Annotated in this window: 14 protein-coding genes and 1 tRNA gene; 13 read left to right on the top strand and 2 right to left on the bottom strand. The window is 42.7% G+C overall.

Features of this window, described 5'->3' with window-relative positions; all coding sequences use genetic code 11:
* The first annotated feature begins 17 nt into the window (after positions 1–17).
* Both INF28_RS08105 and INF28_RS08100 read left to right on the top strand, forming a co-directional pair.
* Entirely contained in the window at positions 18–1,595 is a 1,578-nt protein-coding gene (locus tag INF28_RS08105; RefSeq protein ID WP_226392968.1) for an extracellular solute-binding protein, read from the top strand.
* Between the two features lie 94 nt (positions 1,596–1,689).
* The gene (locus INF28_RS08100) at positions 1,690–3,978 is read left to right on the top strand and encodes an AraC family transcriptional regulator (RefSeq protein WP_226392967.1); all 2,289 of its coding nucleotides are present in this window, start codon (positions 1,690–1,692) and stop codon (positions 3,976–3,978) included.
* Between the two features lie 199 nt (positions 3,979–4,177).
* Here INF28_RS08100 and INF28_RS08095 read toward each other — a convergent pair.
* A tRNA-Lys gene (locus INF28_RS08095) sits at positions 4,178–4,254 on the bottom strand.
* A 122-nt stretch (positions 4,255–4,376) separates the two neighbouring features.
* Complete coding sequence (locus INF28_RS08090) at positions 4,377–4,856, bottom strand: hypothetical protein (protein ID WP_226392966.1); 480 nt, start codon at positions 4,854–4,856, stop codon at positions 4,377–4,379.
* 234 nt (positions 4,857–5,090) lie between these two features.
* Here INF28_RS08090 and proS point away from each other — a divergent pair, with 234 nt between their 5' ends.
* The 11 genes from proS to ispH all read left to right on the top strand — a co-directional run bounded on the left by proS (position 5,091) and on the right by ispH (position 17,546).
* The gene (gene proS / locus INF28_RS08085) at positions 5,091–6,527 is read left to right on the top strand and encodes a proline--tRNA ligase (protein ID WP_226392983.1); all 1,437 of its coding nucleotides are present in this window, start codon (positions 5,091–5,093) and stop codon (positions 6,525–6,527) included.
* Positions 6,528–6,558: 31 nt separating this feature from the next.
* Entirely contained in the window at positions 6,559–7,443 is an 885-nt protein-coding gene (gene cdaA / locus INF28_RS08080) for a diadenylate cyclase CdaA (RefSeq protein WP_226392965.1), read from the top strand.
* On the top strand, positions 7,440–8,423 hold the full coding sequence (locus INF28_RS08075) for a CdaR family protein (protein WP_226392964.1): 984 nt from the start codon (positions 7,440–7,442) through the stop codon (positions 8,421–8,423). The genes cdaA and INF28_RS08075 overlap by 4 nt, the downstream gene beginning before the upstream one ends.
* Positions 8,424–8,427: 4 nt before the next feature.
* Positions 8,428–9,999, top strand: coding sequence for an NAD(P)/FAD-dependent oxidoreductase (locus INF28_RS08070; protein WP_226392963.1), 1,572 nt, complete (start codon positions 8,428–8,430; stop codon positions 9,997–9,999).
* Between the two features lie 176 nt (positions 10,000–10,175).
* Positions 10,176–11,531: a phosphoglucosamine mutase gene (glmM, locus tag INF28_RS08065; protein WP_226392962.1), complete on the top strand. Its 1,356-nt coding sequence runs from the start codon at positions 10,176–10,178 to the stop codon at positions 11,529–11,531.
* Positions 11,532–11,564: 33 nt separating this feature from the next.
* Positions 11,565–12,662: a redox-regulated ATPase YchF gene (gene ychF / locus INF28_RS08060; RefSeq protein ID WP_226392961.1), complete on the top strand. Its 1,098-nt coding sequence runs from the start codon at positions 11,565–11,567 to the stop codon at positions 12,660–12,662.
* Between the two features lie 44 nt (positions 12,663–12,706).
* Positions 12,707–13,204 carry a zinc ribbon domain-containing protein gene (locus tag INF28_RS08055; RefSeq protein ID WP_226392960.1) on the top strand — a complete coding sequence of 166 codons (498 nt, stop codon included), beginning with the start codon at positions 12,707–12,709 and terminating at the stop codon, positions 13,202–13,204.
* Positions 13,201–13,947, top strand: a complete 747-nt coding sequence (locus INF28_RS08050; protein WP_226392959.1) for a precorrin-6A/cobalt-precorrin-6A reductase — start codon at positions 13,201–13,203, stop codon at positions 13,945–13,947. Before INF28_RS08055 ends, INF28_RS08050 begins: the two co-directional genes overlap by 4 nt.
* Positions 13,948–13,967: 20 nt before the next feature.
* Positions 13,968–14,657 carry a (d)CMP kinase gene (cmk, locus tag INF28_RS08045; RefSeq protein WP_226392958.1) on the top strand — a complete coding sequence of 230 codons (690 nt, stop codon included), beginning with the start codon at positions 13,968–13,970 and terminating at the stop codon, positions 14,655–14,657.
* Between the two features lie 5 nt (positions 14,658–14,662).
* Positions 14,663–15,274, top strand: a complete 612-nt coding sequence (locus INF28_RS08040) for a lysophospholipid acyltransferase family protein (RefSeq protein ID WP_226392957.1) — start codon at positions 14,663–14,665, stop codon at positions 15,272–15,274.
* Complete coding sequence (gene ispH, locus INF28_RS08035; protein WP_226392956.1) at positions 15,255–17,546, top strand: 4-hydroxy-3-methylbut-2-enyl diphosphate reductase; 2,292 nt, start codon at positions 15,255–15,257, stop codon at positions 17,544–17,546. Before INF28_RS08040 ends, ispH begins: the two co-directional genes overlap by 20 nt.
* Positions 17,547–17,613: the final 67 nt, after the last annotated feature.

Below are 17,613 nucleotides of genomic sequence, written 5' to 3'. Positions count from 1 at the left end.
AGGTAGGAAGGAAAGTTATGAAAAAGTATCAACGAATTTGCGGCGTTATGGCCGCCGCCCTGGCAATGGGAATGTTGGTTGGATGCGGCGGAACGGATGAAGGAAGTTCGTCATCTGCAGATGGTAAAGAATTTAGTTATTGGTGTAAAATGCCCAGTGCGATCGTTTCGCAATATCAGACAATGGGCGAGGTTACCATGTACAAAGAATTGGAAAAGGAGACTGGAGTTAAGATTAATTTCATTCATCCACCAGCTGGACAGGAGCAGGAGCAGTTTAACCTGATGATTGCTTCGCGGGAACTGCCTGATATCATTGAATGGACCTGGATGGGGTATCCCGGTGGACCGCAAAAAGCTGTCGATGATAATATCATTATTAAACTGAATGATTTAATGGAAGAATGTGCACCTAATTTGAAAAAAGCGCTGGATGAGAATTCGGAATATGATCGCCAGGCAAAAACGGATGATGATACATATTATGCTTTCCCAGGTTTAAATGTAGGAAAATATAGAACGTTTGGAGGCATCATTATCCGCCAGGATTGGTTGGATGAACTTGGCCTCCAGCGGCCGGAAACCATTGAAGAATGGGAAACTGTATTGCGTGCATTTAAAGAAAAGAAAGGTGCTACAGCACCGTTTACGGGCGATGCCTCTTTGTTTGCATCAAATGGATTAAAGTCTACCTTTAATAATGCGTTCAAGGTAAATCACGGTCTGTACATGGAAGACGGCAAGATTAAATATGGACCGTTGGAATCAGGATATAAAGAATTTTTGACTTTGATGAATAAATGGTACCAGGAAGGACTTTTGGATAACGAATATGCTACCAATAACAGTGCAGCGGTGGATGCCAAAATGACAAATGGTTCTTCTGGAGCAGTATTTGGATATATTGGTGGAACAATTGGAAAATATATGACAGCAATGCAGTCAAAGGAACCGAATTACAGGTTGACCGCCTGTCAGTATCCTGTAATGAACAAAGGTGATGAAGCTATGTTTATGGATTTCCAAACTGAAGTTTATGGATCTGGATTGGCTATTACTACAGCATGTAAAAATCCAAAAGAAGCTGCCAAATGGGCAGATTACCTCTATAGCCCTGAAGGTATGATTGTTAAGAATTTTGGTCAGGAAGGTGTGACCTATAATAAAGAGGGAGACCACTATGTCTATACGGATGAAATTTTGCATAATCCGGATGGACTGAGTATTGCTGAAGCAATGGCAAAACACTTCCGGGCTAATGAACCCTCTCCAGGATATAATCAGCTTGAAGATTATCTTAAGCAGTATTATCAGATTCCGGAGCAGCAAGAAGCATTGGATGTATGGACTACTTACACTGACAATGCAAGAGAGTATATGCTGCCCCCGATTACTTCGCTTAGTGAGGAAGCCGAGGAACTTAGCAGTTTAAATACAGAAGTTACTACCTATGTAGAAGAAATGGTTACTAAATTTATTAATGGCTCTGAGCCGATGGAAAATTATGATAAGTTTATTTCCACTTTAAAATCAATGGGAGTGGATCGAATCCTAGAACTTAATCAGGCAGCACTTGATCGTTACAATGCCAGATAGTATAATAGATATAGGCGTGAGAGAAAGACGGCGCGCAAAATGCCGTCTTTCTCTGCTGTATAGACTATATATGGTATGAAAAGAGGTGGGAAACATGAATTGGCTGAAAATAATTCTTAGAAAAAAACGGCAGTTCATGCTTTGGTTCATCAGTTATATGGTAGTTGTTGCGGTTTCGGTGTTGGTGAATTTGGTAGGATATTCTTATGCAATTCGGACGACGCAGCAAGAGGTAGGAAATGTTAACCGCGGAGCCATGACACAGATGCAAATAGTGTATGATAGCTATTTTCAGGCGATTGAGAGCAATAGCTACCAGATGCTTAATTCACCAGCGGTACAAACACTGGCAAGTCTGCAAGTTACACATCAGCGTGAGGTGGAGCTTTTTCAGGATCTTATTGCAGCGGTTCGGCTCAGCAACGGTGCCAAGGAATGGATCGAAACCACTGAAGTTTTATTTAGGGACAAAGATATTTGTATTGATGAAGGTGCGAAATATACAAAAGAACTATTATATGAAATCCGGTATGATGATTTTTATTCCAGCAAGGATGCATGGCTCAATGATATGTTCATTACTGGCTTAACGGATTATAAAATTATTACAGATCAAAATGGAAATACACGTTTTTTGTATTTGTATATGTCTCCAACTGCAGGGCTTAGCCCGGTTGTTGTTGTGACTGAAGTAAGTCAAAAGGTGTTTGCGCAGTATCTATCTAAAATCTCTGAAACGAATGGCGGTAATGCTCTGATTGTTGATCCGACGGGAGAAGTTATGTTTTCTGCATCCCCGATTGAGGAACCATTGGATTTACAGTTGGAAGGCCAATACGGTATGAAGGTCAAAGCTTACCATGGACAAAAATATGTGGTGAATTATGAAAAATCTACTGTGCTAGACGGTGCATATTATGTTCAGATGACGGAAAATTCGGTTTATATCAGCAAGATTAATGCAACAAGAAATTTCTTCTTGATTACTTTCTTGCTATGTATATGTATTGGCGCGGCTATGGCGTATTTTTTTGCTAAAATCAATTATCGGCCAGTGAAGCGTTTGTTGCACACTTTGGCGGACAGTGAAGCGGAACCAGGGGACGGCGGAGAATTTGAATATATTGAAAATCGCTTGGCAACCATGATGCATGATCATTCCTTAATTGAGAAGAAAATGAACAGTCAGCGTAACACGCTACGTGAGACTTTTTTGGCTCGAATGTTGCTTGGTAAAGTGGAAATTGCAGGTAAAAACAATAAATACCTTATGGAATATGGTATTGAGTTGGACGGTTCGCTGTTTGCGGTTGTATTGTTTAACATCATGGAATTGGGCTTAGTAGAAGATGAAAGCGGAGAGGCAGACTGGGAAAGCTACAAAATGGCACATTTTGTGATTTCGAACGTATTTGCAGAGCTTATGAGTGGGATGGCCAAAGTGTATTTCTGCGAGGTGGAAGATATGTATGCTGCGGTTGTGAATTTCATGAGTGATGCTGGAACCAATACTTTGATTGCGGAAAAAGTGGAGTATGCCAATCAGTTTTTACGGGAACATTTACAGATGGAATTTGTTTGCGGAATCAGTAGCTTAAGCAATGAAGCCATAAAGCTGCCCGTGTTGTACCAGCAAGCATATGAGATGATCACCTATCGTTTTCTGACGGAGGACACACACACATTTATTTACGATAAAATGATGAATGCTACAGAAGTATATCAATATACGCCGGAAATGGGGGAACAATTAAAGACATATATTGCATCAGGACAGGGAACACAGGCGGCGAATTATGTGCATCACATAATTGAAACAAATCTTTTGGATAAAAAGATGAGTTTGGATATGGTGCGGATTTTGGTAGCAGAATTGACTAGTACCATTCTAAAAATGACGGTGGAAATGAAACTTCCGGAGGATATGGACATTCGTTCTGTCTGCCGCCTTTCTTCAGAATTGACAGATCTTTCTAAAATGGAAGGGGTCATAGAGGAACTGAAATGTTTTACCGTGCAACTCAGCAAACTTTATGAAGAGAACACTAGAAAAACCGTGGATTCACGGTGTGAGAATATTAAAAATTATATTGAAGCGCATTATGCGGATCCTAACTTAAATGTGAGTTCGATTGCTAATGCATTTGGGCTCTCTGTGAGTTATTTATCCTTTTATTTTAAGGATCAGATGTCTGAGGGATTGGCAGAATATATTGTTAAGTATCGCGTGGAAAAGGCTAAGGAACTTTTACGTAATACAGATGAAACTGTGGCAGCAATCGCTGAAAAGGTCGGTTTTTGCAGCTCCAATGTATTTATCCGTGCGTTTAAAAAGGTGACATCTGTTACTCCTGGTCATTATAAAAATGAAAACCGTATATAAGAAATATAAGAAGAAAATGCAGAGGTAGATCAACAGATTAGTAACTATAAAACAAAATTATAAATGAAATAAGGATACAGACCACGAAGAAAAAAAGACAGATCTTTTATGTCAGACTGTAAAAAAGCCCTGTTTTCAAACGAAAACAGGGTTTTTTACAATCTGACCCCGCAAAGTAAAACCTTGCGGGGCCCTTGTATGGTACACCTTCAGGGATTCGAACCCTGGACACCCTGATTAAGAGTCAGGTGCTCTAGCCAGCTGAGCTAAAGGTGCATACGATTTTGCTTGTCCTAATCTTAGAACTCTCTTCTTGAGCGCAAAAAAGATTATACTATTTTTTGAGGGCTTTGTCAATACTTTTTTTGATTTTTTTAATTTTTAAGAAAAAATTGGCTTTACCGTCGAGCAAACGGGTAGGGGAATGCACCTGCTGACATAACAATCGGTTTTTTCCGAAGGAAAAACAAAATAATAACAAAGGGAAGTCTACCAAGCAAGCTCAGCCCTGCATAAAGTACAGCATGTTTGGGGTCAAAGAGATAAAAGAATTTATGCAGAACCAATACAAGCAAAAGATTAATGAAAATCCGAAGCGGGAACAGAAGAATACCGCCCAAAAAGCCCAGAACGACCTGCAGCAATTCCAGAAGAACCATAATCCATTGTAAAAAACGGATGCGCATTCCCAGCAGTACATATTCTTCGCAAAGTGAACCGATAATATAGTATTGCAGTACGGGAATAAAGGCAATCCATGCATGGGGAATGTTCTGGCGTTTGGCGATGGTGTATAAGCTTATGGCGGTACCAGCACAAAGCGCCACTGTGTATAATAGATGTAACACAATCAGAGTATTGGTAAAAAAGCTTTGCATAAAAGTTTCTTCCTTTGTAAAATAAATTTTTTATAAGCGTATCATATTTTACATGGAAAAGCAAGGGAAATTTTTGCCTGAGAGCAAGAAAAAAACTTTGCTTCTTCCGTGAAAAAACCGGTTGGAAGTCTTGACACTGGCCAGAATTTCCTTTATACTGATGTTATGTGTGTTTAAGCTTTTGATAAGCGGTTTGGATACATAAGTTTGTGTGAATTGGAAGGAATGAGAGCATTGGCACAGGAGAAAAAGCTGGTAGAAGAGATTACACCAATGGGGGAAGATTTTGCCCAATGGTATACAGATATTATTAAAAAAGCGCAGCTTTGTGATTATTCAGGAGTACGGGGATGTATGGTGATACAGCCGTATGGATATGCAATTTGGGAAAATATTCAAAAAGCGTTAGATGCCAGGTTTAAAGAAACGGGCGTAGAAAATGTTTATATGCCCATGTTTATACCGGAGAGTCTGCTGCAGAAAGAAAAGGATCACGTAGAAGGTTTTGCTCCTGAGGTGGCGTGGGTAACGCAGGGTGGTAATGAGAAACTGCCGGAAAGGCTTTGCGTGCGACCGACTTCAGAAACGCTGTTTTGTGAGCATTATGCGAATACGATTCGGTCTTACCGAGATCTTCCGAAGCTTTATAATCAGTGGTGCAGTGTGGTGCGGTGGGAGAAAACGACACGGCCTTTTCTGCGGAGTGCAGAATTTTTATGGCAGGAAGGGCACACGGCACATGCTACGGAAGAAGAAGCACAAAGCAGAACGATTCAAATGTTGAATGTTTACGCTGATTTTTGTGAACAAGAATTGGCAATCCCAGTGATTAAAGGTCAGAAAACAGATAAGGAAAAATTTGCTGGTGCCAGGGAAACTTATACAATAGAAAGCATGATGCATGACGGAAAAGCATTGCAATCTGGTACCAGTCATAATTTTGGGGATGGATTTGCAAAAGCATTTGGCATTCAGTATCTCAATGATAATAACGAACTGGAATATGTACATCAAACTTCTTGGGGTGTTTCTACACGCATTATCGGTGCTATCATTATGGTGCATGGTGATGATGCTGGATTAAAACTTCCACCTAGGATTGCTCCGGTTCAGGCTGTGATTGTTCCGGTTGCGCAGCATAAAGAAGGCGTTTTGGACCGTGCCCGCAGCTTAAAGGATCAGTTGGCGCGCAAATTCCGTGTTAAGTTGGATGACAGCGAGAAATCTCCTGGCTGGAAATTCAGCGAATATGAGATGAGGGGAGTTCCTGTCAGGATTGAAATAGGCCCCAAAGATATCGAAAAAAATCAGGCTGTTTTGGTTAGCCGGATGGATCGGAGTAAAACCTTTGTATCTTTGGATAATATTGAAGAAGAGGTTGACAAATTATTAACCGCCATTCAAGAACAAATGCTGGCAGCCGCGTTGAAAAACCGGGAAGAAAAAACCAGTTCAGCAGTTACTTATGATGAATTCAAAGAACAGATCGCTCAAAAAGGTGGTTTTGTGAAGGCAATGTGGTGTGGCGATGAAGCTTGTGAATTGAAGATCAAAGAGGATACTACCGCAACGTCCAGATGTATTCCGTTTGAGCAGGAGAACTTGAGTGATACCTGTGTCTGCTGTGGAAAACCTGCTGCTAAAATGGTCTATTGGGGAAAGGCGTATTAAAATAATTAAAAATAATTAGAACTTTGAAAAAATGGAGGTAACCGAAGCAATGTGGTGGGAAAATTTTTATCATGCGGCGCTGAATCAATTGGCATTGTTTCGGATTACCGATGTCATTGATATTTTAGCCGTATCTTATCTTGTATATAAAGCACTGAAATTTATTCGTGAAACCCGCACGATGCGCCTGCTTAAGGGTGTAGTCTTGTTGATTGTCATTACCCAGCTAAGCTATTTTTTCCAGCTTAATACACTTTATTACATTTTAAGTAATGTTCTGCAGCTTGGATTAATTGCATTATTAATCGTATTTCAGCCAGAACTGCGTCGAGTTCTTGAACATGTGGGCAGAACTTCTATGGGAAAATGGTTTAACTCTAAAGGTGAATTTGATGCGGAAGCGATGCAGATGATCCGTGAAGTTTCTAAGGGAGCGCAGGCAATGGCTAACAGCCATACCGGAGCATTGATCGTCATTGAAAATGAGGATAATATTGATACATTAATTAGCTCCGGAATTAAGGTGCACGCCGAGACAACCAGCGAGCTTTTGGAAAATATTTTTGTCCCCAATACCCCGCTGCACGATGGAGCGGTAGTCATTCGGGATAACAAAGTCGAATTGGCAACTTGTGTACTTCCTTTATCGCAGAACCCCAATATTCGACAGGAACTGGGTACACGCCACAGAGCTGGCATAGGAATCTCTGAAGAGTCTGATGCTGTGGTGATCATTGTATCTGAAGAAACTGGGAAAATATCTATCGCTTATAAGGGAGTTTTAGATACTGGATATCATGAGGATTCTCTGCGGGATCGGATTATTGAGCTTTTAAATTCCTCCGGTCTGACCCAAAATACATCTGAAGGAAAATTCAGCTTGAAAAATCTCACGAAAAGGGGGAAGGAGGAATGAAAAAGGCATTTGCCAATGATAATATTTTAAAAGTAATATCTGTTGTTGTTGCAATTGTCATTTGGCTGTATATCATTATTGTTCTGGACCCTGATGTAGAAGTGAACGTTCGGGATCTTCCCATTCAGTTTATCGGTGAGGAACAGCTTAACGCAAACGGTCTTAGTGTAGTTAATGAATCGGCAACTACAATCAGTTTGAAGGTAAGAGGAAGCCGTAAAAAAATGGGCAACAATGATATGAAAACCATTATTGCCAAAGTGGATGTTTCCGGTATTCAAACTGAAGGAACGGCTTCGCTGCCAGTAGAAGTTGTCGTCCCTTTTGAAAATGCTGGAATTTCCTCTCAAAATCACTATAATGTAGATGTAAAAGTAGAGAAATTGGTGGAAAAACAACTCAATTTAGAGGTAACTACAAAAGGAACACTGGCGGCAAACTATATGGCGGGGCCTATCAAGACGGATCCTGAAACCATTACTGTGAAAGGACCAGAATCGGTAGTGGGGAAAATTGCTAAAGCTGGTGTTATTTTAGACTATGCCAATGCGGATGTGGATATTGATGAAGAAGTTCCTATTATTCTTTATGGTACAGACGGAAAGGAACTTCCAGCCCTCGATGCGATTCTTCAGCGAATTCAGCAGGATGCAACTTCAACGAAGATCCATTGTACCGTGGTGAAACTTCGTGAAGTAAAAGTGGTTCCGAATTTTGAACCGGTTGTTCAGGCTGATGGGACGGTATCCAATCAAAACTTTAATTGTTCTGTGAATCCGGAGACAGTACAAATATATGGTGATGACCAGTTGACCGCCAAGATTACAGAGATACAGACAGAGCCGATTTCAGTTGAAAAATTTTTGAATAATCAAAAAGTGAAAGTAAAGCTCAAAATACCGGATGGGGTGAAAATACTGCGGGATATTAGCGAGGTGGAAGTTACCTTGCAGCAAAATACCCAGCAGGACGAAGGATAGTATTATGCAGATTGTAATTCAAGACATTGCAATGCCGGTCAGGCATACAAAAGAAGATGTTTTGCGGGCCGCACAAGAAATTGTGCGGCTGCATTGTGTTCGGGCAGAAAATTTCCAGATTTATCGGCAGTCGCTGGATGCACGTCGAAAGCAGAACATTCATTATGTGTACAGTGTTTCTGCGGAAACTCTGGATCTTCCTGCGTCTTGTGGAAAACAAATACAGCCGATGCAAAACGGTGCGAATTTGGATATTCCTACTTCTCGGCATTTACCGTATCGTCCGGTGATAGTGGGAATGGGCCCGTGCGGATTATTCGCAGCTTATATTTTAATGTTATCTGGAAATCCCCCAATCATTTTAGAACGTGGGGAGGATGTGGATCGGCGAACACAAACGGTTCAGGATTTTTGGAACACCGGAAAGCTGAATTTGCAGTCTAATGTACAGTTTGGAGAAGGGGGAGCAGGTACTTTTTCAGACGGAAAATTAACTACGAGAATCAGCGATCCCCGTCAGCGGTATGTTTTGGAAACTTTTGCCGCTCATGGTGGGCCGGAGGATATTTTATACAAAGCAAAGCCACATATCGGTACGGATTGCTTAAAAGCTGTTGTGCGGTCCATGCGGGAGGAACTTATCCGGCAGGGTGCAGAAGTACAATTTAATAGCTGTTTGACAGGAATTAAGACAAAGAGTGGAAAAATTTCAGAAATAGAAATAAATCATTCGATCTCTATGCCATGTAAAAAATTGATTTTGGCCATTGGCCACAGCAGCAGGGATACTTATCAGATACTCGCAGACATGGGTATTCCGATGGTCCCCAAAGCATTTGCGGCAGGAGTACGTGTAGAACATCCGCAGAGTTTTATAAACCATCTGCAATATGGAAGCGCGGCAGAGAATCTTCCTCCGGCGGATTATAGATTGGCATATAATGGGAAAGAACGCAGCTGTTATTCCTTTTGTATGTGTCCTGGCGGGCAGGTGGTGAATGCTTCGTCAGAACAGGGATGTCTTGTTGTTAATGGAATGAGCAGATACCAAAGAGATGGGCGAAATGCCAATAGCGCATTGGTGGTTACAGTGAGGCCCGAGGATTTTGATGGTGCAGATCCAATGGCTGGTATTGCGTTTCAGCGTAGATACGAACGGTTGGCGTTTGAGATTGGCGGTGGTGATGGATGTGCTCCGGTACAGCTGGCGGTAGATTTTATGAATGACCGGCCGTCCAGTGCACTGCGGGAAACCAATCCTGATTTTGCCGGAAGCTGGCGATTTGCAGAATTAAAAAAGTGCCTTCCGCTGTTTATTACCCAAACGTTGAGGGAAGGATTGCATGATTTTGATAGGAAATTGCGTGATTTCTCTAAAAAAGGTGTATTAACTGGAGTAGAAATGCGCACTTCGGCACCTGTCCGTATATTGCGCAGTCAAATGCTGGAAAGTATCGGTGTGGAAGGACTTTATCCTGCCGGAGAAGGCGCCGGTTATGCAGGTGGCATTGTTAGTGCAGCAGTGGACGGGATTCGTGTCGCTCAGATGCTTCTGGAACAGGATGGGATGGAATGAGAAAGGAATTGACAAAATGAGGGTTTTGGCATATAATCTTTAATAAGTATATCTATTGGCATATGCTGTGCGGGAGCAATCTCCGGCATTGGAAATGGAACAGTCCGTATCTTATCCGCCCACGGTAAGATGGATAAATATTGCTGATGTGGTGGGCAGAAAGGCTATGGAAGTTTATGGGAAGATTATTTGGAACAGACGGCGTAAGAGGCGTAGCAAATTCGGAGCTGACGCCTCAGCTGGCTTTTGAAATCGGCCAGGCCGGAGCTTATGTATTGACGGGTGAAAAAGGCGGAAAACCCAAAATTCTGGTGGGTAAAGATACAAGAATATCTGGTGACATTTTGGAAGCGGCATTGGTTGCAGGTATTTGCAGTGTTGGCGCTGAAGCGGTGCTGGTAGGTGTATTGCCAACGCCGGCGGTGGCTTATCTTGTGAGGACGCATGGATTTGATGCTGGAGTGGTGATTTCGGCTTCGCATAATTCGTTTGAACATAATGGCATTAAGTATTTCAGCAGTGAGGGGTATAAGCTTAGCGATGCCATTGAAGAGCGGATTGAAAGTATTATTCTAGATCATACTGAAGAGGTAACCTGCCCAACTCACGAAAACATTGGACATATTTCTCATGCGGAAAATTTAGTTAGAGACTATATTGAGTTTGCCAAAAATACTATTGGATGCCGTCTGGACGGTTTGAGGGTAGCAATTGACTGCGCTAACGGTGCGGCATCCGTAACCGCTCCATATGCCTTGGAGGAATTGGGCGCAGAGATTCTGGTAATTCATAACCAGCCCGATGGCATTAATATTAATGATAACTGCGGATCAACCCATATGGAAGGTTTAATGGAGTATGTCAAAAATCATGATGTGCATGTGGGCTTAGCGTTTGACGGCGATGCGGATCGTGTACTGGCAGTAGATGAAAATGGAGCATATGTGGATGGAGATAAAATTATGGCTATCTGTGCTCTTGATATGCGGGAAAGAGGACTTTTACCGGATAATACCATTGTTGCCACAGTAATGAGTAATTTGGGGTTCTTTGTTATGGGCGAGGAGCAAGGCTTAAACATTAAGCGTACCAAAGTGGGAGATCGTTATGTCCTCGAAGAGATGCTGAAATGCGGACACAAGATTGGCGGTGAACAATCTGGACATGTGATTCTTCTGGATCATAATACGACTGGTGACGGCTTGGTGACCGGGCTCCAGTTGCTTTCTGTTTTAAAGCGCAGCGGAAAGAAATTATCCGAATTGGCTTCTGTGATGCAGGTATATCCTCAGGTGCTGATTAATGCCCATGTGAAAAACGAATACAAACAGCAAGATAAATATATGGCTTTCCCGGAAATTAAAGAAGCAATTGAAAAAATTGAAAAGGAATTTGCAAATTCGGGAAGAGTATTAATTCGGCCATCGGGAACAGAGCCGCTGGTGCGGGTGATGATAGAAGGCAAAGACCAGGAATTGATCCGCAGACGAGCGGAGGAATTGGCAGCTCTGTTGGAAGAAAAACTGAATTAGTATATGCATACGAGCGAGAAAAGAGGAAAATAAATGAAACTGGGAATTGTAGGATTGCCGAATGTAGGAAAAAGTACCCTTTTTAATGCAATTACGCAAGCGGGGGCAGAATCGGCCAATTATCCGTTTTGTACCATTGAACCAAACGTAGGTACGGTGCTGGTTCCGGATTATAGGATTGATGAACTTGTAAAAATGCATCAACCGGATAAGGTCACCTACGCTACTATTGAATTTGTGGATATCGCAGGGTTGGTGAAAGGCGCCAGTAAAGGGGAGGGACTTGGAAACAAGTTCCTGTCCAATATTCGTGAGGTAGATGCGGTCGTCCATGTTGTCAGAGCCTTTGAAGATCCGAATATTGTACACGTTGAGGGTTCGGTGGATCCCATACGGGATATTGAAACCATCAATCTTGAACTGATTTTGTCGGATTTGGAAATTTTGGACCGACGGATTGATAAGACGAAAAAGGCTTTAAAAGGCGGCGATAAAAAATTTCAGGAACAGCTTGATTTTCTGGAACGGCTGCATGAAACTTTGGAAAATGGAAAAACTGCACGAAGTATGGAAATGTCAGACGATGAGAGGCAGTGGCTTTCTGATGTGTCGCTTTTAACATTAAAACCTGTGATTTATGCTGCAAATGTATCGGAGGATGATTACAGCAATGCGGAAACACAGAATCCGTGGGTACAGAAAATACGGGAATTTGCTGCGGCGGAAAAGTCGGAAGTTATGGTGATTTCTGCCCGGATCGAAGAAGAAATTGCGGCGCTTGATCCAGAAGAAAAACAGCTTTTTCTGGATGAATTGGGAGTTGCAGAATCTGGGTTGGATAAACTGATTAAAGCAAGCTATAAATTGTTGGGACTCATCAGTTATTTGACAGCTGGAAAACCCGAGGTTCGGGCCTGGACCATTCAAAAGGGAACGAAGGCGCCTCAGGCTGCCGGTAAAATTCATACTGATTTTGAACGCGGTTTTATTCGTGCCGAGGTGGTGGCTTTTGATGATTTGATGGCCTGCGGCAGTATGGCTGCAGCAAAGGAAAAAGGTCTGGTTCGGTCAGAAGGCAAAGATTACGTTGTAAAAGACGGCGATATTATTTTATTTCGGTTTAATGTATAAATTTGCGGTTTTGCCGTATGGAATTGTTATAGGAGGTGTGCTGTATGGATTTTATGGATCAAGTAAAACAAACTGCGGTGAATGTGGCACAGACAGTGGCACAGAAGTCGAATGAACTTGTTGAGATTTCTAAAATTAAATATGAGGTGTATGATTTAAACAACGATATTAAGAAGCTTTATCTGGAAATCGGCAAACTGGTATATGAAGAACTAAGAGAGAGTACGGCACTGACTGAGGATATACAAATTAAATGTGAAATTATTGAGGCAAAAAAGGCCAGGATTGCGGCTTTAAAAACCAAAGAAAACCAGATGAAAAAAGGAATCACCTGCCCTGTGTGCGGACGTGAATGCGGTGAGGAGCAAAATTATTGTCCTCATTGCGGAGCAGACTTGGCTGTGGAAGCAGAGGTGGAGGTTCCGCATGTTGTAATTCGCGAAGAGAAAGCCGAACCGGCTAAAGCAGCAGAACCAATGGAAGCTGCAGAAAAAGCGGAACCAGCGGAGACATTGGATACCGATGCGGAGGATAAAAAATGATTTTGATATTGGCCGGCGGTGGAAGGGAATCCGAAGAAGTGATTGGTTTGTTGGAACAGGAAAAAATACCCTATCTGTGTATTTTTTCGACTTTGGCAGAAGCGGGCAATTATGGACGCGGAAATGCCGTGGTGGGAAAAATGGGACGCCGGTTTTTTCAAAAAGTATTTGAAGAAAATAATGTTTGCGGGGTTATTGATGCCATTTTTGGAGGCGGTGTCGAGCCGTCTCTGGAAGCCATGGTAGCATGCCGGGAGGCAAACGTGCCATACGTGAAGTATTTGCGTATAGCGGTTTCGTCCAAACCATGTACACAAGGTATGGTTACGGGGTCCTATGCGGTGATAGCCGAATTGATTAATACCCACCTTGGGAATGTGCTTTTTTATGCCGCCCCTGGAACTGTGCGTGCTATTGCAAAGCGCGTTTTGGATTGTTCCTGCCTGTATGTATCGGTTTTACGCGGCGCATCTTTTGATGTGGAACAGGCATTGGAGTATGGAATTCCGTTGGTGAATGTTCTGGAAGCGGATGGGGTTGAGGATACTGTTTCTAGTTTGATAGAAAGGCTGGAGGCCAGACTTCTTGTTTGTGACGGGACAGCAGGTATTGTAGATAAGGCCGAGGCTGCGGAACAGAGCAATATTCCATTGATTATTACACATAATATGGGAATTGAATATACAAATACCGCCTTGCGTCTGGAGGAAATCCGGGAGTTGGTTCAAAGCTGGCGGAGATAAGGAAGATAGGCGGGGATATCATGTCAACTAAGAAAATTGCTATTGATGGTCCAGCAGGGGCCGGAAAAAGTACGGTGGCAAAAGCGGTGGCACGAACCATGGGTTTTGTCTATATTGATACCGGTGCTATGTATCGAGCCATTGGATTAGGCGCCGTGCGCCGCGGTATTGATGCTTCTGATGCCAAAGCGGTAGAAAAAATTTTGGATGAATTAACAGTGACAATGAAACACGGTCCACAGGGGCAGATGATTTTTTTAAACGGAGAAGATGTATCGGAAGCGATTCGGATGCCAGAAATATCGGTTGCGGCCTCGCTGGTCGCGGTGATTCCTGCTGTGCGGCTCAAACTGGTGGAGCTTCAGCGGACCCTTGCTGAGGAAACGGATGTCATTATGGACGGTAGAGATATCGGAACTTATGTTTTGCCTAATGCACAGTTGAAAGTGTTTTTGACTGCGTCGCCTGAGGCGCGTGCACGCAGGCGATATGATGAATTGAGGGAAAAGGGTGTACAGACTACATTTGAAGAAGTCTATCAGGATATGCTTTTTCGAGATAAAAACGATTCCAGTCGAGCCTTTGCACCCTTAAGACCTGCGGAAGACAGTGTGCTTGTGGACAGCACGGAATGGACGTTGCAGGAAACCATTGATCAGATTACCGATATGGTAAGGCAGATGACGGGTGATCTGCCGGAACGGAGCTGACGAAAATGAGTTTTTATGGATTTGCCAGAGTGGTAGTTACTTCTTTCTTCCGCACCGCTTTTCGTGTACAGGTGGAAGGAACGGAAAATATTCCTTCTGAAACGAATTTTGTGCTTTGCGCAAACCATCAGAGTAATCTGGATCCGCCGCTTTTGGGAACATGTTTTCCAATGCGGCTTCGATATATGGCGAAGGAAGAACTGTTTCATAATAAGCTATTTGCAAAATTGATTCGAAGTTTAGGCGCATTTCCCATCAAAAGGGGCAAGAGCGATGTGGGTGCACTGCGTGCAGCTGTCAAAATGTTGAGAAATGGAGAATCTATGGTTATTTTTCCTGAAGGAGGACGATCCCATAAAGGATATATGCGCCGAGGCAAACAGGGTGCGGCGCTGATCGCGGCAAAGGCAGGAGTCAATATTCTCCCGGTGGGAATTCAAGGACGATACCGTTTGTTTGGCAGGCTTAACGTCCGAATTGGGAAACCAATTATTCTTGAGGAATATTTTGGGAAAAAATTGGAAAGCAGTGTGCTCCAGGAGATTACTGACCAAACGATCATGCCTGCGATTGCTGAATTGGCGGGGGTGAAGACCTATGAAAATCGAAGTAGCTGAAAAGGCAGGTTTTTGTTTTGGCGTGGATCGTGCGGTAAAAATGGCTTATGAGCTGGCCAATAAAGATGGAGAGCATGTTACATGGGGCCTTTTGATTCACAACAAAGATGTAACAGATGACTTGGAAAAGCGGGGTGTGCCGGCTGTAGAATCAGTTGAGGCAGTTCATCCTGGAATGCAGGTTTTGATTCGTGCCCATGGGGTTTCGGAAGAGATACAAAGTGCCATTGCGGAACGCGGCGCAGAGATTATAGATGCGACCTGTCCTTATGTAAAAAAAATTCACCGAATTGTCCGGAAAGCACATGAAGCGGGAAGAACTGTTATTATCTGCGGCGATGCTGCGCATCCGGAAGTGCAGGGTATTAACGGGTGGTGCGGCAATGCAGCATTTGTGGCTGGAAAAGAAGAGGATGCAGAGTATTTTTTGCAGATGGATCCGGAAATTCCAGTGACAATTGTAGCGCAAACCACGATTCAAAGCAAGTTTTTAAAAAATTTTACAAAAATATTAAAAAAACATTTTACAAATGCTGAAATATTTGATACAATATGTAGTGCAACGGCACAACGGCAAAAAGCGGCTGCGGAACTTGCCGCGCGCAGTGATTGTATGATTGTGGTCGGCGGGAAACACAGTTCCAATACACGCAAGCTGTGTGATGTGTGCAGGGATTATTGTGCAAACACATGGTGCGTTGAAAACAGTAAAGAATTAAATTATTATATTTTACAGGGGATTATCCCTAAGAACAAAAATTTTAAAGTGGGTATTACTGCTGGGGCATCCACGCCGGAGGCGGTAATCAAGGAGGTCTGTTTAACCATGGCGGAAAACAATGAAATGAACTTTGCAGAGGCTTTGGAGGAAACTTTAAAGCCGCTTAATTCAGGTGAGGTAGTAAAGGGTGTTGTAATTGGAATTACCCCGACAGAAGTACAAGTGGATATTGGAAACAAATACGATGGCGTCATTCCTTTTGATGAATTGACCAATGACACTACCGCGGATATTCATTCGCTGGTAAAGATGGGTGAAGAGGTTGACGTTTATGTAGTGCATGTCAGCGACAGAGACGGCATCGTCACTCTTTCTAAAAAGAAGATAGACGCTGTTAAAGGCATGGAAGAACTTAAGACAGCGTTTGAGAATAATGAAATTCTCACCGGCCGTGTTGTTGAATTGGTAAAGGGCGGTGTAGTTACCATTGCAAAGGGAGTTCGGGTGTTTATCCCGGCTTCGGAATGTGCAGAGCGGTTCTTGGCAGATTTAGGTACTCTGCTGAATACGGAACAGCGTTTTCGTATTATTAAAATGGATGTGGATAGAAGAGGCCGTCAGAGAGTGGTTGGCTCGATTAAGTCTGTTATTAAGGAAGAAAACGAAAAGGCTGCTGCCGAATTCTGGGCAAATGCTGAAGTAGGCAAGCTGTATAAGGGAACTGTGAAATCTTTGACTTCGTTCGGTGCCTTTGTGGATTTAGGCGGTGTTGATGGTTTGATCCATATTTCCGAATTGTCACCAATGAGAATTTCTCATCCGTCCGAGGTAGTGAAGGTGGGAGATGAAATTGAGGTTTATATCAAAGAGCTGAATAAAGAAGAAAATCGTATTTCTTTGGTAAAAGAATTGAAAGAACAAAAAGCTGCCGAATTCTGGGCAAACGCTGAAATTGGAAAACATTATACCGGAGTGGTAAAATCTTTGACTTCCTTCGGGGCTTTTGTGGATTTAGGCGGTGTTGACGGTTTGGTTCATATCTCTGAGTTGTCCTGGCAGAGAATCAAGCATCCTTCTGAAGTGGTTAAAGTTGGCGATACACTGGATGTTTATATTAAGGATATGAATCAGGAGACCGGCAAGGTTTCTTTGGGATATAAAAAAGAAGAAGACAGTCCCTGGGTTCAGGGTACAAAAGATCTGCATGTGGGTGATGTCATTAAATGTAAGATTGTTCGTATTTTGCCCTTTGGCGCATTTGCGGAGGTTGCACCCTATGTGGATGGTTTGATTTATATTTCCCAGATTTCTAATGAAAGAATTAATAAGCCTTCTGATGTTTTGGCAATTGGTGATGAAGTAGACGCTAAAATTATTGAAATCAATCAGGATACCAAGCAAATTGGGCTTTCTATGAAAGCGCTGATGAACGATGGCGAAAGCGCTGATAGTAAAGCTGATGAGGAAGAAAATATGTCCTATACCGAGGAGAGTTCCTTTACTTTAGGAGATATTCTGGATTCTGAAGGTTCTGATGGTTCTGCCGAATAAAACGAGAAAAGGCCGCCAATCGGCGGCCTTTCCGTGTACGGGAGCCATTTGAAAAGGCCGCCGTAAC

Origin of the sequence: Ructibacterium gallinarum, from assembly GCF_014982785.1 — a bacterium.
GTDB classification, from domain to species: domain Bacteria; phylum Bacillota; class Clostridia; order Monoglobales; family Monoglobaceae; genus Ructibacterium; species Ructibacterium gallinarum.
Note: the sequence above shows the minus strand (reverse complement) of the source record. Positions and strands in the feature narration are given on the sequence as shown.

Bases quoted from the DNA above. Each gene is read 5' to 3' on its own strand.
- INF28_RS08070 (WP_226392963.1), top strand. From the start codon at position 8,428: ATGCAGATTGTAATTCAAGACATTGCAATGCCGGTCAGGCATACAAAA.
- INF28_RS08050 (WP_226392959.1), top strand. From the start codon at position 13,201: ATGATTTTGATATTGGCCGGCGGTGGAAGGGAATCCGAAGAAGTGATT.
- ispH (WP_226392956.1), top strand. From the start codon at position 15,255: ATGAAAATCGAAGTAGCTGAAAAGGCAGGTTTTTGTTTTGGCGTGGAT.
- cmk (WP_226392958.1), top strand. From the start codon at position 13,968: ATGTCAACTAAGAAAATTGCTATTGATGGTCCAGCAGGGGCCGGAAAA.
- ychF (WP_226392961.1), top strand. From the start codon at position 11,565: ATGAAACTGGGAATTGTAGGATTGCCGAATGTAGGAAAAAGTACCCTT.
- INF28_RS08075 (WP_226392964.1), top strand. From the start codon at position 7,440: ATGAAAAAGGCATTTGCCAATGATAATATTTTAAAAGTAATATCTGTT.
- INF28_RS08040 (WP_226392957.1), top strand. From the start codon at position 14,663: ATGAGTTTTTATGGATTTGCCAGAGTGGTAGTTACTTCTTTCTTCCGC.
- glmM (WP_226392962.1), top strand. From the start codon at position 10,176: ATGGGAAGATTATTTGGAACAGACGGCGTAAGAGGCGTAGCAAATTCG.
- INF28_RS08100 (WP_226392967.1), top strand. From the start codon at position 1,690: ATGAATTGGCTGAAAATAATTCTTAGAAAAAAACGGCAGTTCATGCTT.
- INF28_RS08105 (WP_226392968.1), top strand. From the start codon at position 18: ATGAAAAAGTATCAACGAATTTGCGGCGTTATGGCCGCCGCCCTGGCA.
- INF28_RS08090 (WP_226392966.1), bottom strand. From the start codon at position 4,856: ATGCAAAGCTTTTTTACCAATACTCTGATTGTGTTACATCTATTATAC.
- cdaA (WP_226392965.1), top strand. From the start codon at position 6,559: ATGGAGGTAACCGAAGCAATGTGGTGGGAAAATTTTTATCATGCGGCG.
- INF28_RS08055 (WP_226392960.1), top strand. From the start codon at position 12,707: ATGGATTTTATGGATCAAGTAAAACAAACTGCGGTGAATGTGGCACAG.